The sequence below is a fragment of the Vibrio sp. 704 genome (genome assembly GCF_033339295.1).
Genome location: NZ_JAWOUH010000011.1, coordinates 134444 through 158743, shown reverse-complemented (window position 1 = coordinate 158743; position 24300 = coordinate 134444). Strand labels below are relative to the sequence as shown.

The 24300-nt window shown below is 44.1% G+C and carries 19 protein-coding genes and 1 pseudogene; 11 read left to right on the top strand and 9 right to left on the bottom strand.

All coding sequences use genetic code 11. The features are described from left to right. Positions 1 to 140 precede the first annotated feature (140 nt). The gene (locus R7R24_RS15895) at positions 141 to 1550 is read left to right on the top strand and encodes a hypothetical protein (RefSeq protein WP_005382055.1); all 1410 of its coding nucleotides are present in this window, start codon (positions 141 to 143) and stop codon (positions 1548 to 1550) included. A 40-nt stretch (positions 1551 to 1590) separates the two neighbouring features. Here the strand turns inward: R7R24_RS15895 and R7R24_RS15890 are convergent, their stop codons facing one another. From R7R24_RS15890 to bcsE, 6 genes are all read right to left on the bottom strand, one after another. Then, complete coding sequence (locus R7R24_RS15890) at positions 1591 to 1773, bottom strand: hypothetical protein (RefSeq protein WP_021707681.1); 183 nt, start codon at positions 1771 to 1773, stop codon at positions 1591 to 1593. A gap of 617 nt (positions 1774 to 2390) precedes the next feature. Then, entirely contained in the window at positions 2391 to 2852 is a 462-nt protein-coding gene (locus tag R7R24_RS15885) for an NfeD family protein (protein WP_047102904.1), read from the bottom strand. A gap of 3 nt (positions 2853 to 2855) precedes the next feature. Continuing rightward, positions 2856 to 3773, bottom strand: coding sequence for an SPFH domain-containing protein (locus R7R24_RS15880; protein ID WP_047102903.1), 918 nt, complete (start codon positions 3771 to 3773; stop codon positions 2856 to 2858). Between the two features lie 153 nt (positions 3774 to 3926). Further along, positions 3927 to 5552 carry a cellulose biosynthesis protein BcsG gene (bcsG, locus tag R7R24_RS15875; RefSeq protein ID WP_054578029.1) on the bottom strand — a complete coding sequence of 542 codons (1626 nt, stop codon included), beginning with the start codon at positions 5550 to 5552 and terminating at the stop codon, positions 3927 to 3929. Next, positions 5552 to 5728 (bottom strand): hypothetical protein, encoded by a 177-nt coding sequence (locus tag R7R24_RS15870; protein ID WP_191116321.1) that lies wholly within the window; start codon positions 5726 to 5728, stop codon positions 5552 to 5554. The genes bcsG and R7R24_RS15870 overlap by 1 nt, the downstream gene beginning before the upstream one ends. After that, positions 5725 to 7308: a cellulose biosynthesis protein BcsE gene (gene bcsE, locus R7R24_RS15865; protein ID WP_054578028.1), complete on the bottom strand. Its 1584-nt coding sequence runs from the start codon at positions 7306 to 7308 to the stop codon at positions 5725 to 5727. The genes R7R24_RS15870 and bcsE overlap by 4 nt, the downstream gene beginning before the upstream one ends. Before the next feature lie 470 nt (positions 7309 to 7778). Between bcsE and R7R24_RS15860 the strand changes: the two genes are divergently transcribed. The 6 genes and pseudogenes from R7R24_RS15860 to R7R24_RS15835 all read left to right on the top strand — a co-directional run bounded on the left by R7R24_RS15860 (position 7779) and on the right by R7R24_RS15835 (position 18538). Continuing rightward, entirely contained in the window at positions 7779 to 7976 is a 198-nt protein-coding gene (locus R7R24_RS15860) for a hypothetical protein (RefSeq protein ID WP_021034149.1), read from the top strand. After that, entirely contained in the window at positions 7973 to 8752 is a 780-nt protein-coding gene (gene bcsQ / locus R7R24_RS15855) for a cellulose biosynthesis protein BcsQ (protein ID WP_005382068.1), read from the top strand. The genes R7R24_RS15860 and bcsQ overlap by 4 nt, the downstream gene beginning before the upstream one ends. Before the next feature lie 3 nt (positions 8753 to 8755). Further along, positions 8756 to 11389: a UDP-forming cellulose synthase catalytic subunit gene (gene bcsA / locus R7R24_RS15850; RefSeq protein WP_053303302.1), complete on the top strand. Its 2634-nt coding sequence runs from the start codon at positions 8756 to 8758 to the stop codon at positions 11387 to 11389. Beyond that, positions 11379 to 13664, top strand: coding sequence for a cellulose biosynthesis cyclic di-GMP-binding regulatory protein BcsB (gene bcsB, locus R7R24_RS15845; RefSeq protein WP_053303301.1), 2286 nt, complete (start codon positions 11379 to 11381; stop codon positions 13662 to 13664). The genes bcsA and bcsB overlap by 11 nt, the downstream gene beginning before the upstream one ends. Next, on the top strand, positions 13664 to 14770 hold the full coding sequence (gene bcsZ, locus R7R24_RS15840) for a cellulose synthase complex periplasmic endoglucanase BcsZ (protein ID WP_054575226.1): 1107 nt from the start codon (positions 13664 to 13666) through the stop codon (positions 14768 to 14770). The genes bcsB and bcsZ overlap by 1 nt, the downstream gene beginning before the upstream one ends. Beyond that, a pseudogene (locus R7R24_RS15835) lies at positions 14761 to 18538 on the top strand (cellulose synthase subunit BcsC-related outer membrane protein). The gene bcsZ and the pseudogene R7R24_RS15835 overlap by 10 nt, the downstream one beginning before the upstream one ends. A 60-nt stretch (positions 18539 to 18598) precedes the next feature. On the opposite strand, the gene R7R24_RS15830 reads toward R7R24_RS15835, so the two are convergent. From R7R24_RS15830 to R7R24_RS15820, 3 genes are all read right to left on the bottom strand, one after another. Then, complete coding sequence (locus R7R24_RS15830) at positions 18599 to 19453, bottom strand: co-chaperone YbbN (protein ID WP_213883484.1); 855 nt, start codon at positions 19451 to 19453, stop codon at positions 18599 to 18601. 472 nt (positions 19454 to 19925) lie between these two features. Next, positions 19926 to 20753 (bottom strand): SDR family oxidoreductase, encoded by an 828-nt coding sequence (locus tag R7R24_RS15825; RefSeq protein WP_017634824.1) that lies wholly within the window; start codon positions 20751 to 20753, stop codon positions 19926 to 19928. Between the two features lie 44 nt (positions 20754 to 20797). Next, a complete protein-coding gene (locus R7R24_RS15820; protein ID WP_005382076.1) occupies positions 20798 to 21712 on the bottom strand; it encodes a TIGR01777 family oxidoreductase in 915 nt (304 codons plus the stop codon). Between the two features lie 255 nt (positions 21713 to 21967). Between R7R24_RS15820 and R7R24_RS15815 the strand changes: the two genes are divergently transcribed. From R7R24_RS15815 to R7R24_RS15800, 4 genes are read left to right on the top strand one after another with little or no spacing between them, the layout of a single operon-like run. Next, positions 21968 to 22702 carry a DUF1538 domain-containing protein gene (locus R7R24_RS15815; RefSeq protein WP_017634823.1) on the top strand — a complete coding sequence of 245 codons (735 nt, stop codon included), beginning with the start codon at positions 21968 to 21970 and terminating at the stop codon, positions 22700 to 22702. After that, a complete protein-coding gene (locus R7R24_RS15810) occupies positions 22699 to 23490 on the top strand; it encodes a DUF1538 domain-containing protein (protein ID WP_025766994.1) in 792 nt (263 codons plus the stop codon). The genes R7R24_RS15815 and R7R24_RS15810 overlap by 4 nt, the downstream gene beginning before the upstream one ends. Beyond that, on the top strand, positions 23480 to 23830 hold the full coding sequence (locus R7R24_RS15805) for a P-II family nitrogen regulator (protein WP_054578025.1): 351 nt from the start codon (positions 23480 to 23482) through the stop codon (positions 23828 to 23830). Before R7R24_RS15810 ends, R7R24_RS15805 begins: the two co-directional genes overlap by 11 nt. Further along, on the top strand, positions 23827 to 24234 hold the full coding sequence (locus R7R24_RS15800; protein ID WP_005382085.1) for a CBS domain-containing protein: 408 nt from the start codon (positions 23827 to 23829) through the stop codon (positions 24232 to 24234). The genes R7R24_RS15805 and R7R24_RS15800 overlap by 4 nt, the downstream gene beginning before the upstream one ends. Positions 24235 to 24300 lie beyond the last annotated feature (66 nt).

Here is a 24300-nt window from a genome sequence, read left to right as displayed (position 1 = left end):
ATACACGGTGTGTATGCAGGAACTAAAAAAAGCCAAATTAGAAATAATGAGGTTTGATCAGGAATTTACTTCTCTCCTTCGGCGGCCAACTAAAGGTGAGATAGAAAAATACAGCTATATCCATTTTTAGGAGTTTTTCCATGGACAAATTTTTTAAGGTTTCAGCGTTAACCGCAGCAATGTTTGGTGTTGTTGCTGTCGCTCCAGCTACAGCGTCTACTGAAAGTGCAGCAGGTGGCGAGTACGTAGAGAAAGTGAACGAATTTATGCAAGACTCAAGTCTGAATGCATTATTCATAGTTGATACTCGTTCACGAACTCGTACAACAGGTAAGCCCGGCGGTGAAAATGGTGACCGTTGGAGTCGTCTAAACTACTCTTCTTACAACGCAATTTTAGACTTCACTTCTGGCTACCACGATGGTTGGGTGGGCGCAGATGTTGCGGCTTACTACTCTGGCGATCTTTACAACGATAGTCTTTACAATTCAAACGAAGGCTACCTATGTAACGAAATCTCAACTTGTAACAACCTAGACTGGGGTGCAGGTGATGGTCAGCAGCTTAAAGTTTACAAAGCAGCGCTGAAATTCAAAGCAAACGAAAACTTTAATGCTCGTTTTGGTATGTTACAGGCTGGTGGTAACGGTACAATCGGTAACGTTTGGAGCTTTGTACCTGGTACTTACCGTGGTTTCGAACTGAACGCTAAACTTGGTGATTTCAACCTAAGCTACTTTGGCGCAGACCAATTTACAGCACCTTGGCTGCTTCACGAAGATGATTACGCACCAGCGCTTTGGTCTGACACTTCATGGAGCTACCTACACTCTCTAGGTCTAAATGGTAACCTAACTGACAGCCTGTTTATGCAACTTGGCCTAGGCCAAGCAACTGGCGTTCAATATGCAAATGGTGTTGACTGGGGTGCAGGTCAAGTGACTAGCTACCACAACGAGACTGATAACACATCTTACAAAGCGTATTTGAAGTACACAGTGAGCGATCGTACAACTCTAGCATTTGATTTCTACGGTGTTGATGACGATGTGAAATACGATGGCCTAGGTTTCCACACTGGTCTGTCTTTGAACCAATCTTTCGGCAAGCTAGCTTGGATGTCTGAGTTGCGCTACACAGACACAGATAACCGTGCGGACTTCGTTCCTCGTACTATTCATACATATGGTATGAACAATGGTACTTGGTCTCAGTGGTGGGACGCGCTATCTGACTGGAACAAAGCGGGTGAGCTAGCATGGTACAACCGTCTATCTTACAACCAAGGTAACGGCTGGAACTACTACCTAGGCTTTGGTTACGGTACTGGCGCTGACTCTGCAGCAAGCGGAGCATCAGGTGACTGGGATTACGAAAGCGAATACGCAGTTAACGCAACAGTATCTTACTCACTACAAAGTGGCGCGCTTAAAGGTTCTACCATTCGCTTACACGGTACAATCCTAGAACGTGATGAGTACGCAGGTGCTGGCGATGCGGATGAAACAGACTTACGTCTACAAGTTCTTATCCCTTATAGCTTCCATTAATACTTAATGAAATAATAAAAGGAGCCGCTAGGCTCCTTTTCTATTTCACTTCTCGGCCGTCGTATATTTTGCAATATAACGGTGGCAACATATGCACATTACCGTTTGGCAACTCACACTTTATCTCTGGGCCTAACGTACGACCACCGGATGCACCATTAGCATGAGTGGTTAACGGAATTATGGCAAAAGATATTACTAATAGACCAGATAAAAATCTCATAATAATCACCTTAATATAAACTTTAAATATCTACGTGCTTGTATAAACCGTGACTACGCAGAAAGGCAAGGTTGAATAGGGCTCTTATATCAAACTAAGCTCTTACTTCTTTACTATTCCCATTCCCCACCTCTAAATCGACACATTTCACTTGGAATATTCGTAACGTCGCCACTTGGCATCTTACATTCGACTATAGGTCCCAAATTAGTTGTACCACCGTTTCCGTTGTTGTAGGCAAAGGAAGAAAAAGAAAAAATACCGCACAACATTAAAAAGAGAAGCTTATTCATAGTACATCCTCTTACTTACCAAATAAAAAGCACTCAACTTAAATGCTTATGCGTTAAGTATGTATCCGAGGATAAAAAGATCAAAAAATAATTCAATAAAGTTTTATTTTTTAAAATAAATTTAGATCGATAATTTACCTAGATATATTTCTATCTTATTGATTGTCGTGTGTTGAATAATTAAATAATAGGAAATGGTAGGTAGGGTATTAATAATATTACTAATACTTATTTTTTTCTCGATTTTAATTAAGGTAATGAAATGAAAGCAGTTGTTTAGATTAAAGTAATGGAGCATGATTTGCCCCATTACTTTGGCATAAATTAATTAGAATCAGGCTCAATGATTAAAATAATACCTTCAACATCGGTGATTCTTACGCGGGTACCGGCTGGAAGTGCTTGATCCGATTGTGCGGACCATGTGGTATCGGCTACCTTGATGCGATTGAGCCCGACGGAAAAGTCTTCTTCAAGGATAAGAGTACGCCCAATTAACTGCTTGTACTTTTGGTTCAGATCTCTTTCTTGGTCTTCTTGCTTGTCTTTAGACCATTGTCGTCGCCACCAAAGCCAGGTGGTGATTAAGCTGAAGCTTGCAAAGCAAAGCCATTGTAATTGCCAGCTCATTGGCAAAACGGTCATGATTGCTCCAACGATAAGTGCAGACACCCCGAGCCAGAGAAAATACCCTGCGGTACCAAGTAGCTCAACTGCTAAAAGAGCAAAGCCAAACGCTAGCCAATGCCAGAAAGAGATACCTTCCAGCAAACTAAAAAAATCCATAAATTATTCTTTACCTTGCTGTTTAAACATCTCTGCTATCCCTGCAACCGAGCCCATTAGTCCGGTTGCTTCTAATGGAAGCATAATGATTTTACCATTTTCGGCTTGACCAATGCTCTTGATCGCTTCGGTATAACCCTGTGCAATGAAGTAATTGACGGCTTGCATGTCACCTTTTGCAATGGCTTCGGAAACCATGTAAGTCGCTTTTGCTTCTGCTTGCGCGGCACGCTCACGTGCTTCTGCATGGAGAATAGCAGACTGCTTTTCGCCTTCAGCTTTTAATATCTCTGATTGTTTATGACCTTCGGCCTTTAATATCTCAGCTTGGCGAACCCCTTCTGCTTCAAGAATTTCCGCACGCTTATTACGCTCGGCTTTCATTTGCGCATTCATTGCAGCGGTCAGATCGGCTGGTGGCTGGACATCTTTAATCTCAATTCGTGTGACTTTTACGCCCCAAGGGTTTGTTGCTTGGTCAACAATCGCCAACAGCTTAGAGTTGATCATGTCGCGTTGGCTCAGCATTTCGTCCAGTTCCATTGAACCTAAAACGGTACGAATGTTGGTAAGGGTCAAGTTTCTAATAGCGTGTTCTAAATCGTTGACTTCATAAGCCGCTTTGGCAGCATCGATCACTTGAACAAATCCGACAGCGTCAATAACCACGTTAGCGTTATCTTTTGAAATGACCTCTTGCGCAGGAATATCGAGAACGCGCTCCATCATATTTACTTTTTGACCAACTTTATCAACGAATGGAATGATTAAGTTTAAACCCGGCTTTAATGTGTGGGTGTAGCGTCCGAAGCGTTCAACTGTCCAGTTGTTTCCTTGCGGAACCGTTTTAATGGCTGAAGATAAGATAACGACAGCAAGAACGACGAAAATACCGATGGTGATCAGTGAATCAATTGGCATGAGTTATTCCCTTAAGTGCATAATATTCGATCCATTTTTACCTATTTATAGACAATAGACAATTGAAGTTCTGAGACCTTTGAGAGGTTATTGGTTTTTTATATGACAAAGGCCGGAAACACCGGCCTTTGTCATTGCATGGTTTTACTCTCGCTATTTTGCGGGGTATTCAATCCAACTTGAACCATCAAGAGAAACATAATATTTCCCTTGTACTTCAATCACAGTAGAGCCTGAGTTCTGCGCGACAACTCGTGTTTCTGGTAGGTTCTCTGTCAATATTGAAGGGCTAAACGTCTTACTTTGATAAATGTTTTTATCCAGGATATTCGAAACGAGCTGCGACAATGCCAGATAGCTAGATGGCTCGCTTACGTGTTCGGTGTCGCCCTGACGCTGAATTCCTTCTCCGAAGATTTTAATTCCTACCGGTGTATGAATGATTGTCGGTGCAGGAATTTCTCGCATACCCGAAATTTGCATGCGGTCTCCTCGCATTCCACCACCATGTTCTGGTACCAAAGCGACAACGATGTTGCGTTTTGAGGACTCTAAGGTTTTAAAGAACGCGTGGAGATCATCAAGCAAATTCTCAAGGCGCATTTTGTAGCTAGCAATAGATGTGCTTGAATTCGCATTGATGATCCTGTTGCCATCATGTAGTGAAATTGAGTTGTAGAGTGCCACGACTTTGTCGTCACTACTGTTAAGTCTTTGCTGCCACCAATTATCCAATACTTGCTTATCGCGGAAGATCGAAGAGCCATCAAAAGATTTTTGGTAAGGAGTTAAGTCTTCTTGAGACATAAGAGCCGCTTGTAAGTCGCCGTCTTTTTTGATCAATTCAAGGAAGCTATCAAAGACACCATTGTGGTTCATCAGTAAATTTTCTGTGAAGCCTAGCTCTTTCAAACTTTCGAACAAGTAGCACTGCTTTGATGGTGCTGGCTGGAACAGTTGACTGTGTTCCTGTTGACCACAATTGGCTCGTAACAGACGAATGACAGCAGGCCCACTGTATGACGTAGCGGAGCTAAAATTGTCGAACATGATGTCAAACTCTTTGAACAGCGGATGATCAGCCAGTCCTGCAATTTCGATGTCATCCCACGCGACCGAACAAATACTCAAGAACAGCAAATCAAAAGGAGCATCCATTGCGCTGTTTGTATCGAATGCCACACGTCGGGAAGCTTCTTTAGCAAAGAAATCTGCAGTTAACGTGTTGAGACTGGCATCATTAATTTCCGTTATTTGAGGTTGTTTGCTAGCAGTAACCTCGGTTGTCGGCTGTTGTTGAGCTACTTCTGCAGCCACTGTTGTCTGAGGTTCAGTCGTCATAGGAATACTTATATAGACCATCGCAATAACCACAAAGACTGAAACTCTAACGAACTTGCTCAAAATAAAGTACGCACCACACAAAGCGAGCAACCCGAGTATTGCTTGGAATGATAAAAATCGTCCCAAAAGCTCGACCAGATAACTCAATTCAAACTGCATTAACTGTCCCGCTTGAGCCCAAAGACGGTCTAGAGGAGGTAGGTAAGAATCGTAATGCAAGAGCCAGGCTGCGGCGACAAACACAACGATATGACGTACCGCATTTAGGCTTTTCATCGAGATAGGAAGCAGGATGAAGATCAACAGCGCAAAGTTTTCCATTGGATGGAAATCGATGATTCCTTGAAAATAGAGCGCTGTTTTTGCGATAAAGTAAATGTTCCACCAGCCCAATCCTATAGTGAGGGGGGTAGAGTCATGAGAATGCGATGTCATTACTTAAGCTTCTTGGTGTTAGTGGCTGATGTATCTAGCTCAAAATAGCGCGAGCGTTTTAAGTGTTTGTGGTAAAAGCGTCGGGTAGCGTTTACTAGGTCACGTAGAAAGTATCCTAAGAGTAGGCCAATACCTGAACTGATACTCACGGTCAGTAAAAAATCGTTAATATTCATGAACGTTCCTTGAGCTCAATGGTTTTTTTCACAGCAAACAAAGGAGGAACATCAGTAATGGAGTTAGTGGCGGTATGGAATATTTTCCTCTCTGTCGCCAGAGCTGAAACGTCGTCGGATATGACAGCGGCATCTTGAACGATGAATTTTAACTCTGTTTCGATATCTAATTGGGTATCAAACGTGTGGGTCGAGTGAAATAGGTCTCTCACTGGAAACTCAAATATATTGTTTAGCGCAATATCAATATCGCTTTGTCGAATAGCACTGAACACGACATATAGAGCTTTGTTGCAGGCTGTCACAACGTCGCCATTTCTTCGAATATGACAAAGACGTAAACATTCCTCTGCAGTCATACCTGGCAATAAGTTCAGCTTTATAAGTGCAAAGTTCACACTTGAGTGTGTTGAGTGGGAAATGACGTCAATACAGTGTTGACTAAAATCCTGGTTTTGTAAGTAGCCTTTGCTACCAAACTCAAAGTCATATTTTAAGAGCGCCTCTAAACTTTCAGGAATTGGGCGTGTAAGCATTTGGCCTTGAATTGCTTCAACCTGAGTCATAAAGCGCATGTGGGGGATTTGCGCGTGAGAAATGAAGTTTGCCCCCGCGCGAAGCAAGAACTTTTCATCTGCATATCTCAGACATTGTTGGGTCTCCCTGACAATAATCTTTAGTCGACGGCCATATGCGGACCTTAAACGGTAGCAATCTAACGCGATCTGTTGAACTTCGCTTTGGTTATCGCAGCTGAAAATAATCGTTGAAGAGCGAGGGTTGTCTAGCATCGCTATGAGTCCTTGATTGCTCTCTGCCACACGCATCCCTTTTGGGGCTTTCACGCTTTCTCTGAAAGCTCTTCTGCTGACATAGATTCTATCGCTATCCGATTTGTCTTCTGGCATGACATGAGATTGATGCGTTTCGTAAGACGTTGCTTTTAGTGTTTTATCTTTAGTTTTAGTGAGAATGTATTCGTGTTGGGTAATTACACCGTGTTTATTGGACCAAAAATCCACAAGATAGCAGTAGCGAGCGTCATCTAATGATGTCATGGTCGCCAAACCTGCAATGTGTCTATTGTGAGAAATAAGAATGGGCTTTAATAGTGAAGTCGTCAGATGCCCATATATACAAACACTAATAGTGATTTTTTTATTATTTGCCAGCTCATTTAAGCTTTGTAGAAAGACACTTATAAAATCATCATTAGTTGATGATAGTAGCGAGTCTGGAACAACTAATAGACATGTAGAAAACTTCTTTATGTTCGTTTGGTGAATGTCTTTAGCAAGATTTATAGCTTTGGGCGTTTTTTTTGTGAATTTATGACTAAGAAAAAAACACTGTTCAAGGTAGGTTTTAGATAAGTCATTGAATTTCATTAAGGCTTCATCATTCAATGTGGACAAAAAAGTTTCTTTGTCTGTAAAGCTTGTAAGTGAAGTGTTGTCATTTTCCGGTAGTGTACTGAACAAATAATCAATAAGCATCTGTTTATGAGTAAATAAGTTTACATAAACAGAGTTTATCTCTCGTTCGTTTTTAATAGCAGATGATTCAGAGAGTGATGACATAAAGAGCCTTAAATCAATAACTTAATGTGTTTTGTGAAGCTCACAATCCGTTGTATGCTAATCGTTACAATTTTGATTTTCTTAGTGACAAGAAAATGACGCTAAGATATTAAACGAAATTGATCAGAAATTAAAATAGTTATAGCATGTGCTTCACATGATGTTTATGAGTTTAAAATCAATAGTCTCTAAGTCTATGATTCTCATTTAAAATATTTAAATTTCTTATATGTATTAAATGGATGGTAACAATTCATTATTGTAATCCTTTTTTCTGAAGTTAAATATTATTTAGGCCTTTGTTATTTATATGGGCTATAAATAAACTTATTCACATTCATCATCGTTCTATAAATATGAGACGCATAGGTCGATGCGTCAATTTTTTAACAATGGAATTTATACTGAAAATGATAGTGGCGGGATTGCTGTTATCTCAGTTTAAGCTCCGTTACATTGTGAAAAATTCTATGACTGAGTCTGCAAAAGATATTAATTCGATCTACTCTTCTTATAACTTAACTCAATACACGTATATTGAAACAACAGAAAACGAGTCTTACGTACAAGTTAAAAATAAGTGGCAAGTCTTCAAAGCCAACGGTGCTCGTAATGTTCTATCTTTGGTACGTAATACGCAGAAAAATTCAGAAACGGAAGCGATATGAAGCGCCTTCTATTTGTTAGTTTAAAAGGCGGCTGTGGCTCAACGACCGTCGCTGCGAATTTGGCACAAGCGTTAGTTAAGATAAATAAACAGGTACTGGCCATTGAGGTGGTGCCTAATAGTTTACTGCAAGCTCATCTTGGCTTGCCGAGGGAAGAGCAAGGAGGCTGGGCGAAACAACTTCTTTTAGATAAGCCTTGGACCCAGGCTGGTTATGAAAGCCCACAAGGTGCACTTTTTTTACCGTTTGGCCATCTGAATTCTGAGCAGTTAAAAGCGTTTTTTAATGAGCGTTCTCACTATCTATCAATGCTAGGTGAAATGACGTTGCAAGTGAGCGAAAACCGTGGTGAGCAGTGGCTGCTTTTTCACGCCGACTTAGCAGAGCTTACTGATCCTGAAGTGCGATCTTTTGTCGACTCAATGGATATGATTGTGGTGGTGGTAACGGCAGACGCCCTGAGTTATCTCACTCTTCAATCTTGGCTACAACATGAAGAGCTATCGAGATTGCTTCGCTCTGACAAATTACGTTTTTTGGTGAATAAGTATCAGCCAGAAACCGAAATTGGTCGTGATTTCATGTTGGTGCTGAAAAAGGAACTTAGCGAATCCTTGATTCCTGTTTCGATTCATCGAGATACGGCATTGCTTGAATGTGTGGCAAACCTGACGACCGTTCAACACTATTCGCCATCGAGCCAAGCCGCAAAAGATTTTCAGTCTTTTGCTTTTTGGTGTGTATCAGCGTTATCAAGCGCTCAGGACCAAAGCTAATTTATGCGAAGTCTTAATCTGATTTTCCAACGTTGGGTAGTGGATCAATTCAGACTGCAGAAGAACGCTTACGAGCAAGCCTGGAATTGTAAAACAAACTGGGTTGGTGAGTGTGCTTTGTCTTTTTGGTTTTCATTGAGTTTTGTATTTTTAAAGCCGGTTATTTCGGGTGTTCCCTCATGGAAACTGCCTTTGGTTTACTATCCAAACGTTAATTTTGCTGCGCCAAGATGGTTTGATCCTGTACGTTTTATTATCCAAAGCGTGTGGTTGCTTTGCTTCAGGCAAAACGTAAATACAGCATGGTCCAAAAAAACCAGCAGCTTAGCGATGACTTTAGCCGAGCAAATTCGCAATGCGTTCTACTTGCCATTTGAAGTGGTTGCAAAAGGCGTCCGCTGGTTAGAACAGACAGCGAACAACATCAAAGATCCACAAGTTCGAGAGCGTATTAAAGCAAGTAAGTCCGCGATGGCGTTGAACTACACTTTGCTGTTTTTCGTGGTGTTAATCGCTTTGCTTTGTTTTACGGTGCCATTTGGTTATCAGGCTCAGACTGTCTTTGTGCTGTTACTCTGGGCATTAGCGATGATGGTCCGTCGCATGCCGGGTCGTTTTCCTACCATGCTTTTGATCATCTTGTCGGTTACGGCCTCATGTCGATACTTGTGGTGGCGTTATTCGTCTACCCTGAACTGGGACGATCCTGTTGCTTTGTTTCTAGGGGGCGTTTTACTTCTAGCTGAGACGTATTCTTGGATTGTGCTGATGCTTGGCTATTTCCAAAATATCTGGCCATTGAATCGCAAACCAGTATCGATGCCACCGGATCAGTCAACTTGGCCAACCATTGACTTGATGATCCCTACTTACAACGAAGATCTCGATGTTGTGAAAGCGACGGTTTATGCCTCGTTAGGTGTCGATTGGCCGAAAGACAAACTTAACATCCACATTCTGGATGACGGCAAGCGTGATAGCTTCCGAGATTTCGCCAAAAGTGTAGGGGTGAACTACATCCGCCGCCCAACGAATGAACATGCGAAAGCCGGTAACATTAACTATGCGTTGAAGCAGACCAGCGGTGAGTTTGTTGCGATTTTTGACTGTGACCATATTCCTACACGAGCATTTTTTCAGCTCACAATGGGGATGTTCCTGAAAGATCCAAAGTTGGCGCTTATTCAGACGCCGCACCATTTTTTCTCACCGGATCCTTTTGAGCGTAACTTATCGAACTTTCGTAACGTGCCAAACGAAGGCAACTTGTTTTACGGCCTGATTCAAGATGGTAACGACTTATGGGATGCGACTTTCTTCTGTGGCTCGTGCGCTATTTTACGTCGAGAGCCTTTAGAGGAAGTCGGTGGTATTGCAGTCGAAACCGTGACGGAAGATGCGCACACGTCTCTGCGCATGCACCGTTTAGGCTATCGTTCTGCATATCTTAAGCAGCCGATTTCTGCTGGTTTGGCGACAGAAACATTGTCTGCACATGTTGGGCAACGCATTCGTTGGGCTCGCGGGATGGCGCAGATATTTAGGGTAGATAATCCATTGACTGGAAAGGGGCTTAAGCTCTCTCAACGGCTTTGTTACGTCAATGCCATGCTGCACTTTCTATCTGGTATCCCGAGGATTGTATTCCTGATCGCACCCTTGGCTTATTTGTTGCTGCATTCCTACGTGATTTATGCACCAGCGCTGGCGATCATTTTGTACGTATTACCCCACATGATTCACGCCAGCATGACCAACTCTCGTATGCAGGGTGACTACCGTTATTCGTTTTGGGGTGAGGTATACGAAACCGTGCTTGCTTGGTATATCGCAAGGCCAACAACGGTGGCTTTGTTTGCGCCCCATAAAGGGACATTCAACGTAACGGCAAAAGGCGGTTTGGTTGAAAAGTCTCACTACGATTGGGTGATCTCTCGACCATATTTGGTTTTGGTTGCACTCAACATTTTGGGCTTCGCTGTAGGGATTTACCGAATGGGGTGGGGGCCTCAAAATGAAATCGGTACAGTTATCGTGAATCTCGTATGGACGATGTACAACCTGTTGATTTTAGGTGCTGCCGTTGCGGTTGCAGTAGAAGCTAAACAAGTGCGAAAAGATCACCGAGTAGAGGTGGCGATTCCTGTCGCGGTTAGGCTTAATTCTGGGCATTTAATACAAGCGCAGATGAAGGATTTCTCTTTGGGGGGCGTGCGCATAGAAATTGACGGGGTCGATGAACCAACCTGTGCTTACTTACTCGGTCAAACCTTAGAAGTGATCCTCAATCGAGGTGGCCAAGAATTCGTGTTCCCTATGACGGTTGCCTATGCTCATAAGGGGATATTTGGTTTACAACTCAACGAATTGTCTCATCAACAACGAATCCAATACGTCCAATGTACATTTGCACGTGCAGATACATGGGCGAAATGGCAACAAGGTTATCAATCAGATAAACCTCTATCGAGTATGCAGGCTGTACTGCAAGTCGGCTTTAATGGATACAAACGCTTGCTGCAACATTGTCCTAAGTTTGTTCAGGTCAGTGTGAATGCACTTTTATTTTGTATCGAATTTATTTGGTCACTAAGACCTCGTTATGTCCCAATCAGGACCTCAAGTCATGCTAAATAATAAAAAACTAACAGCGTTGACAACGGCTATCACTCTCATGTGTATGTCGTGCAGTCTCGCGGCACAAGAAGTAAGTCAGCAACAAGCAACGCCTTTGGCACAGCAAGATGCTGAAGATTCGACCGTGTTTAAGCGCGTCATCCCATTTAGTCAATTAGGTTACAGTGGTTCAATTGCTATCCAAGGTAGTGAGGCCAGTGCTTATATTGGTTTCGGTTCGCGACTCGATGAGGTGGTATCTAAAGCAACGTTGCACTTTGATATCACACCTTCGCCAGCGTTGCTCTCTTTGGTTTCTCACGTCAAAGTGTATTTGAACAACGAACTTATGGGAGTAGCGTCAATCGTCGATGGCCAGCAAGGCAAAAAGTTGAGCTTATCTATGCCGCTGGACACTCGTTACTTTAGTAATTACAACCAAATTCGCTTTGAGTTAATAGGGAATACTCAGAAAGACTGTGCTAATCCCAATGACTCGAGCATTTGGGCTGAGATTAGCCAAAGTAGTCGAATTGAGATGCTTGCTCAAAAGACAGTGCTGGAAAGTGACTTGAGTTTGTTACCGGCTCCTTTTTTTGATGTCCGTGATTTCAGCCAGTTAAATCTGCCTGTCGTGATGGGTAGCAAATACGATTTAGATGATGTCAAGGCTGCCGGTGTCTTGAGCTCTTACTTTGGTGCTCTTGCGGGTTGGCGTGGTGCTCAATTCCCTTTTAGTGTCGACACGTTACCTAAGCGCAACGCCATTGTCTTTGTTACCAATGACAACAAACCTGAGTTTCTGAGAGATTTTCCAGACACGGATGGCCCTCGTCTTCAAGTCATCACTCATCCAACAGACCCGTACGTGAAGTTTCTTCTGGTGACAGGCCGTGACAGTAAGGATCTTAACATTGCGGTGCAAGGTTTGGCGTTGGGAAACCAACTTCTTACTGGACCAATCGCGAAGATTAATGAAGTCAAACAAATCAAACCACGAGTCCCGTACGATGCGCCAAACTGGGTGAGTACGGCTCGTCCTGTTGCATTGTCTGAGTTAGTCGAACAAAAAAGCATGCTGCAAGTGGAAGGCCGAACGCCTCCACCAATCAACGTAAGTTTGCGTTTACCACCCGATCTCTTTACTTGGCAAAGCCGTGGTATACCGATGGATCTTAACTATCGTTATTCACCGCCTGCTGCGGATCATTCCGGCTCTCGTCTGACTTTGAGTATTAATGACCAATTCATTGAGGCGTTCAACCTAACCACAAAAGGTCAAGGTGGAGAATCTAACCGTATACGTGTTCCTTTGTTAGATGATGGCATTCTAAGTGGTGATACGTTTGTTCGCATTCCGGCTTTTAAGGTGGGTAGTCAAAACCGAATCGAGTTCGAATTTGGCTTTGCTTCGGTGACCGATGGGCAGTGCCAGGTAACGCAGCCAAGTAAGCAATACGCGGTTATTGATGGTGACTCTACGGTTGATTTTAGTGGTTTCCCCCACTACATCGAAATGCCAAATATGCGCGCTTTTGCTACATCCGGTTTTCCTTACACTCGCATGGCTGATTTGTCAGAAACTGCTATTGTTGTTCCAGAGAGTGCTCCAAAAGAAGTGTTGCAAACCTTCTTAAACGTCATGGGGTCATTGGGACGTGACTCTGGGTACCCAGGTATTCAGGTGCTTTTGACAGATAAATGGAATGCTGAGCAACTAAAAAATAAAGATATCCTGACGATTGGTGTTGTGGATGCATTAGAAGAAGCCGCTAATAATCCTGACCAAGTTAACTTAGTGGTTAAAGAGGGTCAGAGACAAATTCGCCTACCAAGCAAAAATGAAAAGCAGCTCGGAATGAACTGGATGAGTCCAAGTGATGCTCGTCAAGCCGCCGCAGATTATGTTTCTGTCGAGGCAGAAGGCTCTTTTGCTGCTATTTATGGTGCAGAATCGCCATTTACGAAAAAACGCAGCGTCATTTCTATTATGGCGGCTCACCCGTCAGATTTTTCGTCGGTTGATCGCGCGTTGGCTGACTCCGGTAAAGTGGAGCACATGTTTGGCTCGGTGGTGACGTTGAGAAATAACGAAGTAGCAAGCTACAACGTGGGTTCGCACTACTATGTCGGTAAGCTTCCTGTGTGGCAGCTCGTTTGGTATCACTTCTCTAATCACCCAGTCATCGTTGCGTGCTTTGCCGCCTTGCTAGTGGTGATCGTAACCATTGTGCTTTGGCGCGTATTACGTCAAGTCGCGTCTAGACGTTTAGAAAAAACTGAGGAAGAGGAATAATGAAAAAACTCATCTCGTTCCTTATGTTGTTCGTGTCTCCTTACTTGTGGGCTAACACCTGCGAGTGGCCACAATGGGAAACATTTAAGTCGGTATACATGGAGCAAGGCCGAGTCGTTGATGGCAGTGACGAGCGTATGATTACAACCTCGGAAGGCCAATCTTACGCATTGTTCTTTGCCTTGGTTGCCAATGACCCTAAAACCTTCGATCAGGTTTTAAAATGGACTCAATCACATTTGGCTGGTGGGGATTTGACGGCAAGGCTTCCTGCTTGGTTGTGGGGAAGAAAAGAAAATGGTCAGTTCGGAGTCTTGGATTCTAACCCAGCGTCAGATTCTGATTTGTGGATAGCTTACTCCCTTGTTGAGGCGGGGAGATTATGGAATAACTACTACTATCAGACCCTTGGACATCTGATCGCGAGTCGTATTTTACGTGAAGAAACCGTCAACATAGCGGGAGTTGGAACGGTATTGTTGCCAGCTCCAACGGGCTTTGATGCCGACGGCCAGTACCGTGTGAATCCGAGTTATGTTCCGTTACAACTGATTGCTCGTATGCAGTCGCTGTACCCGCAATACAACTGGGACTCAATGTATAAGGCAAGTGTTCACATGCTAGAGAAAACGATGCCAGCTGGCTTTAGCCCAGACTGGGCAGTATTGAGAAATGGTCGTTATAGCTCAGATGTGGTTACAGGGCCGATGGGCAGTTACAACGCGATCCGCACTTATCTTTGGGCGGGTATGCTAAATGACCAAGTTTCAGAAAAAGCAGTATTAGTACAAAAAATGCAGCCGTTTGTCGCGGCAACCAAAGCCCTTGGTGCGCCAGCGAGAGAAGTAAATACTGAAACGGGTAAATATACCCAAGCAGGAAGCGCAGGTTTTTCTGCTGCGGCTCTTCCGTTACTCGCGGCTTCTGGTGAATCTGCGCTGTTGGAGACGCAGTTTCGTCGTGCTCAAAATGAACTTGTGGTGGACAAAAACGATCATTATTACGACAACGTATTAAGTCTATTTGGGCTTGGTTGGCATGAAGAACGTTACCGTTTTGGTGTGCAAGGTGAATTGCTTCCTGTATGGAGCGAGAGATGTCAGTAACAGGATACGTGTTATGGTGGATTCCACTGGTTGCTTTGGCGGCTGGTGGCGTCGGCACTGTGCATGCAGAAAGCTTTAGCTCAAAACCTCTGACAAAGTCGCAGCTCGCACAGGTCTACAAGCCTATCGAGCTGGTTCAATTTTCCACATCATTAGCACGAGTTGACTCGGTTGAGTGGTTGGTTGAGCAGCTAAAACTGGCGGATGCGATTGGCCGAGATGATATTGTCGAGAGTACTCTGGAGAGGCTGTTCGCGATTGAAGAAAGCAATCCAACGGGGCTTTTCTATCAAGCGAATATGTATCTGAAACGTAAGCAGCCAGAATTAGCAAAACCGGTATTTGAGCGCTTAATCAGACAGGCGCCTCATTCGACTCAAGCGAAAAACTTGTCATCGATTATGGCTATTCAGGGAGAGAAAAGAGCGGATTATCAGCGCGCTCAGTTGCTTGCAAAATCTGGTCGTTACGATGAAGCGATTCAAGCTTACAAAGCCCTTTTCCCAAATGGAATGCCATCACCAGCGTTACAACTGGAATTCCTACAGTTGCAAAGTAATTTGCCAGGCAGTTGGAGCTCGGTAAAACAGGGACTGGAACGTTTAAATGCAAATTATCCTAGTGTTCCGTCTTTTCAACTCGCGTTAGCCAACCACATTCGCCAACCACATTCGCAAAGAGAATCCTGCTGATCCATGGATTCTCGATACCTATAAAAAGTTAGCGCTTGCTCCTTCGGTTGGAACAAATGCGGCAACGTCGTGGTTGCGTGCATTGGATCAATTGCCTATTTCAGATCAAGTTGTTCAGCAATATGCCATCTTAGCTAGCTACTACCCGTCTGACATGGAGATACAAAGAGCGAATCAAAGCGCGAAAGATCGCTGGAAAAAGGAAAAGGAACTACGCAAAGACCCCACTTATCTCGCCAAGCTCAAAGGGTTAGCGTTGCTCGAGGAAGATAAAACCGACCAAGCAGAAGCTCAGCTGCGTTATGCGTTGACGACTCGTCCGCGAGATCCTGAATTGCTTGGTGCTATGGGTAAGGTTTATCTACGTAGAGGGCAGCAACAAAAAGCGCTCGGATACTTTAAACAGGCTCAGCACTTAGATCATAATCCTGACTCGGCCTCAAAATGGGCAGCGCTAATCGAGACTTCTCAATATTGGGCGTATCTTGATCAAGGTGATGTCTTGGTCGAAAAAGGCCAGTTTAAGCAAGCAGAAAGCGCTTATCAAAAAGCGATTCAAGTAGATAAATCCCAACCTTATGCTTATTCATCATTAGGCTCTTTGTATCTGGTACAAGAAAATTATGCCGCGGCAGAGAAGGTTTTCAAACAAGCTTTGCAACTGGATAGCAGCAATAGCTCTGCATTGCGTGGTCGCTTAGATGTTCGCATTCAGCAGCAAGATTGGTCTGGCGCGGAAGCACTCGCGCGCAGTTACTCAGCCCCACAGCAGAAAGTGGTCGCTGAAAAAATAGCGAGCATCAAGTCGGAAGTTATTTTGACTCGTCTGCGGATCGCAATCGCTCAAAATGATCAGGCAACGATGAAAGCGTCCGTAGAGGAATTGATTGCGCTACAGCCAACCTCCCCATGGTTAAGGCTTGATATTGCTGACGTGGTTCATTCAATGGGCGACAAAGTACGCGCGGATACGCTGATGTCCGATTGGGCTACATCTAGTAATGACCCTGAAATGAAATTTGCTTACGCGCTTTATCTCGCGCAGGACTTCAACGTGAATGAGGCCATCGCTGAGCTAGAGAGTATCGCACAACATGACATGACAGACGCAATGCAGCGCAATTTAACCCGCTTGAAGCTTGATGCTCAGTTGAGAGACATTCAAACGCGTTACTTAGCTTCTCCCGAATCAGTAATGGCGACATTACGTGCGCTAGAGTCGGATTATCAAGGTCAAATTCAACCGCTCGCTCGTCTAGTGAGTACGTGGTTAGACATTGATGAAGTTAAGGAAGCTGAGAGGATTTTCCAAAACATTTCGCTTTCAGAAGATTGGTCAACCGATGACAAACTGGCTTACGGCAGCATGATGGTAAGCTTGAATCACTTTGAAGATTTTGATCGTTGGTACGCGGACTTAGCATTAAATTCCGCAAGACAAGATTTAAGTGCTTCGGAAGCATTACAGCTTGATGAACTCAAAACCCGTCGACTGTTGAGTCAAGCGGATCTGATGCTGGTTAATCAACAGCCTAAGCTTGCGTTGGATTTGTATGAACAAGTTTCTTTAAAGCCTGAGCCATTTAAAACTCAAGCAGAAATTGGCATGTTGCAAGCCAGTGCTTTGACTGGAGATGAAGCGACGTATCACGACATGCACCTCATTTTGAATAAAAAGCGCGATAGCTTAACTGCGGCACAGTTGATGACAGTGGTCGCGGTGTTTAATCAACAAGGCTATCGGAATGACGCTAATGCGCTAAATCAGTTGTTGGATGCGATGCCTGATGCTGATGCATTAGCGTTTCGCAATAGCATGTCTATAGCAATGATAAATCAACAGTGGGCCTTAGCTGAAACACGCGCCTATCAAGCCTTAAATCGTGACCGAATGGATAAAAATCGTGAACCTGAAGAGGCGAAAAAAGAACCCCTAAGCTTACGCGAGCTATATGATACTGCTGACGACTACTGGTTGACTCGTAACGTCAAATCGGACATCGATAAACTGCATGATCGGAGTGATGGGCATGTCATGATTGGCTGGGATTACAGTGCACGAGATGGCCGTAATACTTCGAATCAAGTGCCCATAGAAGCCCGAATCCCGATAGAGAGCTGGGATGGGCACCTGTTGCTAAAAGCCGATTATGTTTCTATCGATTCAGGTCAGTTGGACTATTATGAAAAAACCACCGATTCTGACAGCACTTCGTTCCAAAATGACGCATCAGGTATGGCATTTGGAGTGGGCTGGCAGGCTGAAGATTGGTTGGTCGATATCGGCACGACACCAATTGGTTTCGACCATACCACATGGGTTGGGGGTGTGCGCATCAATGGGGACCTGGGTGAGTTCGGTTGGACGGCAGAAGCTTCGCGTCGCCCTGAGACCAGTAGCGCGCTTTCTTATGCTGGAATGTCTGTCCCTAGCGGCACGACTGACCCTCAAGGGACTAAATGGGGCGGAGTTGCTCGTACTGGTGTGAAGTTGAGCTCAAGTTGGGACATTGGTGGCCCTTACGGTTTTTGGAGTAGCTTGCAGTATCATGTTTTGACTGGTGAAAAGGTTGAGGACAACACTCGTTTAGGCGTGCTAGGTGGAGCGTACTACAAGTTAATTGCAACGGATGACCAGCGTTTAAGTATAGGTACGAACTTAATGTACCTTGATTACGACAAAAATCTGGGTGAGTACACGCTAGGTCACGGTGGCTACTACAGTCCGCAAAGTTACTTCTCGGTGTCTTTACCTATCAACTTTTATGGCCGATACAACAGTTCTTGGTCATATCAATTGAGTGCATCCGTCTCTAACTCTTGGACTAAGGAAGACGCGCCATACTTATCGACAGTAGCGGAGTCAGACAAAGGTGGTGGTTTTGGTACGTCGTTGCAAGCGGCGGTGGAAAAGCGAGTCAGCAAACGTTGGTATCTTGGTGCGTTAGTCGATGTACAACGTTCTGAGTTTTATACACCAAACCATTTCATGCTTTATGCCAAGTACACCTTTAATGATCGTTGGCAACCAATAGAGTATCCGCCAGTAGCACCAACGTTGTATAGCGACTTCTAACAAAAAACAAAGGCCGGAAATCCCGGCCTTTGTTGTCTTCTTCCTAGAAGAATGCGACGCTTAGTACAAAATTGAGTAAAGCTGGCGACGATATTTGCTTGCTAATGCGTTACCTTGACCTAGCGCACTGAGAATATCCATAAAAGTCTTCTTCACTTCACCGTCTTGGGCGCCCAAGTCTTTTTTAAGAATATTCCACAGCAGTTCCAACGCTTCTTCATCCCGACCAACTTGGTTGTATTGTACCGCCAATTCACAAGCGAGTTCGTAGTTTGCCATGTCTGCTGCGTATGCTTGTTCTAGTCGCTGTAACTCAGGGCTATCTGCAGCCTGCAAATGCAGCTCGAGCTTGGCTATTAGGCTCTTGTAGTAGTTATCTTGATACTCGAGAGGGATAGCGTTCAGTAGTTCTTGGGCAATATCAAATTGTTTGGTTTCTAGCAAACAATCAGCCATCGCGAGTTTCACATCACCACGCTCTTGCAGCTCTGGCGGCAAAGTGTGGATGATGCTCAAAGCCTGAGCATGCTCACCTTGCTGAAGAAGTTCACTGACTTGTTTTAATAGTTGTTCATCTGGGCTTGGCAAATGCTTTTGTAGCATGGTAGCAATGGCATCAATTGGCTGGGGGCCTCCCAGACCATCGACGGCTTGACCATTTATAAACAGCGCGATAGTTGGCAATACTTGCACGCCAAATTGAGACGCTAAAGCGGGCTGATCTTCACAATTTAGTAGAGCAAGCGTAAATGCACCGTTGTACTGTTGAGCAAGAGATTGCAACTCAGGGAGTATCTGTGCGCTTTCTGGCTGAGCGTTGGCCCAAAAGTGGATCAAAACGGGCGTGTTCATTGAACCTTCAAGCGTTTCGCGAAAGTTCTGTTCTGTTATCTCAACGATAAATGGGGATTGCATCAGAGTATCCTTGCCTTGTGTCTTGTCGTTGATATTAGATATGGAGTTGATTTAGGTGAAATTCAAGCGACATTCACCATCAATAATGAATCATTCTATTTTGAGAAAACGTGAGGTAACAGAGTGAGGTTATTGCTGCTCAGGTGTTAGATAAAAAGAAAACGCTGCCGAAGCAGCGCAATTCTAATGCTATTTGTTAGTGCGGTATCAAAATAGGATGAACATGGTCAACACTACACCCACACTAAGCCAGTTAAGCCGATTTAATGTCATTGTTGCCTCGCAGTAGTATAAACATTGCTACAAAACGTAATGGGTGGCGATACCAAATCTAAGCAACTCAATCACTTTGGGCGAAAGAATCCCCGCTGAATTGCGTAGAAATTGATTCGTTTAGTTGAGGTTTTTTTAACCTACATGTTCATAATGACATCACATTGTTACGATGAAATTACATTTCGACAAAACTTTTTTATGCAGCCTGTCGCAAAATTTTATCAAGTGCACGGGTTGGTAATAGTCTTTTCAAGACTGCGAATAATTTAGTCGGTGTAGTAATTCGATAACGAATTTTCGGTGAAACGCTAGTTAATGCATGAAGAACTGGTGCGATGCAAGACTCTGCAGGTAAAACAAATCGATTATTAGACTTGTCGTTGTTGAGTCGCTCTCTTTGTCCTTCATAAGCATGACGATGGGGGCTAGATTCAATATCAACCCACTTCTCAAAGGCTCGTAATGCATTGTTTCTAAATTGAGTTTCGATCGGCCCTGGTTCTATCAATGCCACTTTGATATTCGTATCCGCAAGCTCTAGCCTGAGCGTATCTGTCCAGCCTTCTAAGGCAAATTTTGATGCATTATAGGCACCACGGTATTTCATTGCGGCAAAACCAAGAACAGAGCTGTTTTGTATGATGCGTCCTTCGCCTTGCTGGCGCATATGAGGAAGCACCTCTCTGACCAACTGGTGCCAACCAAAAAAGTTGGTCTGAAATTGATCTTGAAGAGCCTCGGTGGGTAAGTCTTCCAGTGCTCCGGGCTGACCATAGGCACCATTATTGAACACTGCGTAAAGCTTACCTTCTGCTAACTCTAGCGCTTGCTTCACGCCCGAAGAAATGCTTTCTGGGCTATTTAGGTCTAGATTGATGCAGGTTAGCCCTTCATTAATTAGGCGCTGGACATCTTGTTCTTTCCTACAAGATGCAATGACATTAAATCCCTTGTTTTGTAGGGCGTGAGCGCACACGTAACCGATGCCGGTTGAACAACCCGTAATAAGAATCGACTTTTTCATAATTTAATTTAAGACTCAGAAACATTGATTGGAGCCATCATTCATCAGCTCCGGTCATGAAGCAAGTGCTTGAGTGCTGGCTCTATTCTGGAGTAGCTAAATTTAAAGCCCAGTTCGGTGAGTTTTTTGGGTTTGGCTCTCATGCTATCAAACAACAAGCAGGAAGATTCTCCCATTAGGAGTTCCATCGCCCATTTAGGCGTGAACAAGATATGCGGACGTTTTAGCGTTTTAGCTAGTGTGCCGCTGAATATACGATTAGTCACAGGGTGGGGGGCGCACATATTGAATGCACCGTGGGCATGTGGTGTTTCAAGCAAGTACATGATGGCGCGGACCATATCTAGGATGTGAATCCAAGGCATGTACTGATTACCGTTCCCAAGTGGGCCGCCTACGCCAAGCTTGTAAGGTAATAGCATCTTTGCCAACGCACCACCATTAAGGCCGAGTACCACGCCAGTTCTCAGTAGACAAACCCGTGTTTGTTCCGACTCTGCGCGCTTAGCTATTTGCTCCCACTTTGCACAAACCTCGTGAGGAAAGTCGTCGCTATTAACATGTAAGCACTCATCAAACGGATGATCTTGTTGATCACCATAGTAGCCAACTGCCGAGCCACTAATAAAAACAGAGGGAGGTTCGGTACTTGCGTGGATCAGCTCAACAATTTGCTCGGTAATTTTCCAACGACTTTTGCAGATTTTTTCTTTTTGCTCGCTGGTCCACCTTTTATCCGCAATAGGCTCACCTGCAAGATTAATGACGGCATCAACGTGATTGAGATCGGCGAACGATTCGAGCGAGTCAAGGTATTCGATATTACCCAGATCAGCATGCTGTAGGCGTTGTTTTGCTCGCTCTGGAGAGCGTGTAAGTAGCATAACTTGGTGAGTTGATAGCAGCTTGAGCAACTCCGAGCCAATAAACCCAGTGCCACCTGTGAGTAATATCTTCATGTTATCTCTTTGAATGTACACGTATTAGAACATTATAGTCGTTTTGTGCTTAGCTTGATCATCTCAACACCATTATTTCTGGGATAGTGACAAGCTGGCAGAGATACTATTAACTTCACATATTAGAAAATATGTAACTAAATGTTATAGATGGCGCTAGTGCATTCACGGTAGAAGAGTGAAATCTATGCCAGACTAGAAGTTATCGCTCATTGGAACGAGCGTAATCAGTTTGCACAATCAAGGAGGATAGGCATGGAAGCATTTGTTGCGCTTTTTCGAGCGCTCCTCAATAGTGCTCGTGACTTATTACCCATCATCATTGTTATCACTTTTTTTCAATTAGTCGTTTTGCAAGAGCCGCTGCCCAACCTGGTCTCCATTCTTTTTGGCTTGTTGCTTGTCGTTTTAGGATTAACCTTTTTTATCTTTGGCCTAGAACTTGGTCTTTTTCCTATCGGAGAGAGTATGGCTCAAGCCTTTGCAAAAAAAGGCAGCGTATTCTGGTTGTTAGTTTTTGCGTTTTGTCTAGGCTTTGGCACCACGATCGCCGAGCCTGCATTAACGGCCGTAGCAGAAGAAGCATCAGAAGTTGCGGCAGAAGGAGGGATGATCACAAACTCAGAGCAATCCATGCAGGATTATGGACAAGGGCTACGAGTAACGGTGGCACTTTCTGTGGGGATCGCTATCGTTATTGGCGTTCTGCGCATCTTAAAAGGGTGGCCAATTCATTACATGATCATCGGCGGCTACGTCGGCGTTGTAATACTGACGTGGTTTGCACCTGAAGCCATTATTGGCGTTGCTTACGATTCCGGAGGTGTAACCACGTCCACCATAACAGTACCTTTGGTCACTGCACTGGGTGTCGGTTTAGCGTCTTCTATTAAAGGGCGTAACCCTATGGTGGATGGCTTTGGTTTAATCGCTTTTGCCTCGCTGTTACCGATGATGTTTGTGATGGTTTACGGAATGGTCGTAACATGATTTCAATTGATCATTTCCTAGACACTTTGTTATCGACCGTTCGAGACGTCGTTCCCATCGCCAGCATTATTTTTGGTTTTCAGTTAGCGGTGTTAAGGCGTCCTGTTAGCAACCTTAAGAAAGTTTTGCTTGGGTTCGTTTATGTGATTTTCGGGTTAGCTCTTTTTTTACTTGGATTAGAAATGGCGTTGTTTCCACTTGGGGAGACGATGGCTGTGCAATTAACGGCGCCGGAGTTTTTACAAGAGTTCAAAGTATCGGTAGGGAAAGCCTTAATGTGGGTCGACTATTATTGGGTTTACACCTTCGCCTTTTTTATAGGCTTTAGTACCACGATTGCAGAGCCTTCTTTAATCGCTGTAGCGATAAAAGCAAACCAAGTCTCTGGAGGCAGTATCAGTATTAACGGCTTGCGCGTAGCCGTTGCGTTTGGGGTGGCAATTGGTATTGCATTAGGGAGTTACCGGATTGTCGTGGGCGATCCCATTCATTATTACATCATCGTGGGTTACATCGTCGTTGTGATTCAAACGTTTTACGCTCCTAAGCTTATTGTTCCACTCGCCTACGATTCTGGAGGCGTAACAACTTCTACCGTCACTGTCCCACTTGTAACTGCATTAGGGTTAGGGCTTGCTTCGACCGTCCCTGGAAGAAACCCAATGATTGATGGCTTTGGCTTGATCGCGTTTGCCAGTCTATTTCCTATGATATCTGTGATGGGCTATGCGCAAATAACCCAGTGGCTGAATAAAAACGTCTCGGAGGAAGAAGAAAATGCGCTTTAAATTGATACTTGCGTTTGTGGAAGACAGCAAAACAGACAAGGTGTTGGACGCTGCACGCGATGCTGGTGCGACCGGTGCAACAGTGATTAACAATGCTCGCGGGCAAGGTTTAAATCAAAAGCGAACGTTTTTTGGTTTAACGCTAGAAGTGCAAAAAGATGTGCTGCTGTTTGTGGTCGAGGAACATCTATCTCGACACATATTAGAGACCATTAATGAGGTTGGTGAATTTGACAGAGAGTCGGGACAGGGGATTGCTGTTCAGATCGATATTGAAGATGCAGTCGGTGTCGCGCATCAAGTCGAGACATTGACCAAAGTAGTCGAGGATGAATTATGAGTGATCAAACGATAATTAGAGTTCGAGATGTTATGGCGGCAACGTATGTAATGGTTGATGGACTGATGACCGTATACGAAGGCATAACGCTAGCGAAAAAATACCAAGTCAAAGCGCTGGTGGTGAAAAAGCGAGATGATAATGATGAATATGGCATCGTGTTGATGAATGATATCGCCAAAAAGGTGCTGGCGAATAATCGTTCTCCTCAGCGCACAAATATTTATGAAATCATGACCAAGCCCGCTTTGTGTGTTGAACCAGATATGAACGTAAAATATTGTGCCCGTTTGTTTGAGCGATTTGGCATAAGCAGAGCGCCGGTCATTGAAAGTGGCGAGGTCATTGGGATGGTGAGTTATAACAATATTGTCATCAATGGTATGGTGCGAGAAGAAGTGTAATAGGTTGATATAAATGAAAAATCAACGAATTTTTTCTCAAGTCAGCGACTGTTACAAAGAACTAAA

Bases quoted from the DNA above. Each gene is read 5' to 3' on its own strand.
- R7R24_RS15895 (WP_005382055.1), top strand. From the start codon at position 141: ATGGACAAATTTTTTAAGGTTTCAGCGTTAACCGCAGCAATGTTTGGT.
- R7R24_RS15890 (WP_021707681.1), bottom strand. From the start codon at position 1,773: ATGAGATTTTTATCTGGTCTATTAGTAATATCTTTTGCCATAATTCCG.
- R7R24_RS15885 (WP_047102904.1), bottom strand. From the start codon at position 2,852: ATGGATTTTTTTAGTTTGCTGGAAGGTATCTCTTTCTGGCATTGGCTA.
- R7R24_RS15880 (WP_047102903.1), bottom strand. From the start codon at position 3,773: ATGCCAATTGATTCACTGATCACCATCGGTATTTTCGTCGTTCTTGCT.
- bcsG (WP_054578029.1), bottom strand. From the start codon at position 5,552: ATGACATCGCATTCTCATGACTCTACCCCCCTCACTATAGGATTGGGC.
- R7R24_RS15870 (WP_191116321.1), bottom strand. From the start codon at position 5,728: ATGAATATTAACGATTTTTTACTGACCGTGAGTATCAGTTCAGGTATT.
- bcsE (WP_054578028.1), bottom strand. From the start codon at position 7,308: ATGTCATCACTCTCTGAATCATCTGCTATTAAAAACGAACGAGAGATA.
- R7R24_RS15860 (WP_021034149.1), top strand. From the start codon at position 7,779: ATGACTGAGTCTGCAAAAGATATTAATTCGATCTACTCTTCTTATAAC.
- bcsQ (WP_005382068.1), top strand. From the start codon at position 7,973: ATGAAGCGCCTTCTATTTGTTAGTTTAAAAGGCGGCTGTGGCTCAACG.
- bcsA (WP_053303302.1), top strand. From the start codon at position 8,756: ATGCGAAGTCTTAATCTGATTTTCCAACGTTGGGTAGTGGATCAATTC.
- bcsB (WP_053303301.1), top strand. From the start codon at position 11,379: ATGCTAAATAATAAAAAACTAACAGCGTTGACAACGGCTATCACTCTC.
- bcsZ (WP_054575226.1), top strand. From the start codon at position 13,664: ATGAAAAAACTCATCTCGTTCCTTATGTTGTTCGTGTCTCCTTACTTG.
- R7R24_RS15830 (WP_213883484.1), bottom strand. From the start codon at position 19,453: ATGCAATCCCCATTTATCGTTGAGATAACAGAACAGAACTTTCGCGAA.
- R7R24_RS15825 (WP_017634824.1), bottom strand. From the start codon at position 20,753: ATGAAAAAGTCGATTCTTATTACGGGTTGTTCAACCGGCATCGGTTAC.
- R7R24_RS15820 (WP_005382076.1), bottom strand. From the start codon at position 21,712: ATGAAGATATTACTCACAGGTGGCACTGGGTTTATTGGCTCGGAGTTG.
- R7R24_RS15815 (WP_017634823.1), top strand. From the start codon at position 21,968: ATGGAAGCATTTGTTGCGCTTTTTCGAGCGCTCCTCAATAGTGCTCGT.
- R7R24_RS15810 (WP_025766994.1), top strand. From the start codon at position 22,699: ATGATTTCAATTGATCATTTCCTAGACACTTTGTTATCGACCGTTCGA.
- R7R24_RS15805 (WP_054578025.1), top strand. From the start codon at position 23,480: ATGCGCTTTAAATTGATACTTGCGTTTGTGGAAGACAGCAAAACAGAC.
- R7R24_RS15800 (WP_005382085.1), top strand. From the start codon at position 23,827: ATGAGTGATCAAACGATAATTAGAGTTCGAGATGTTATGGCGGCAACG.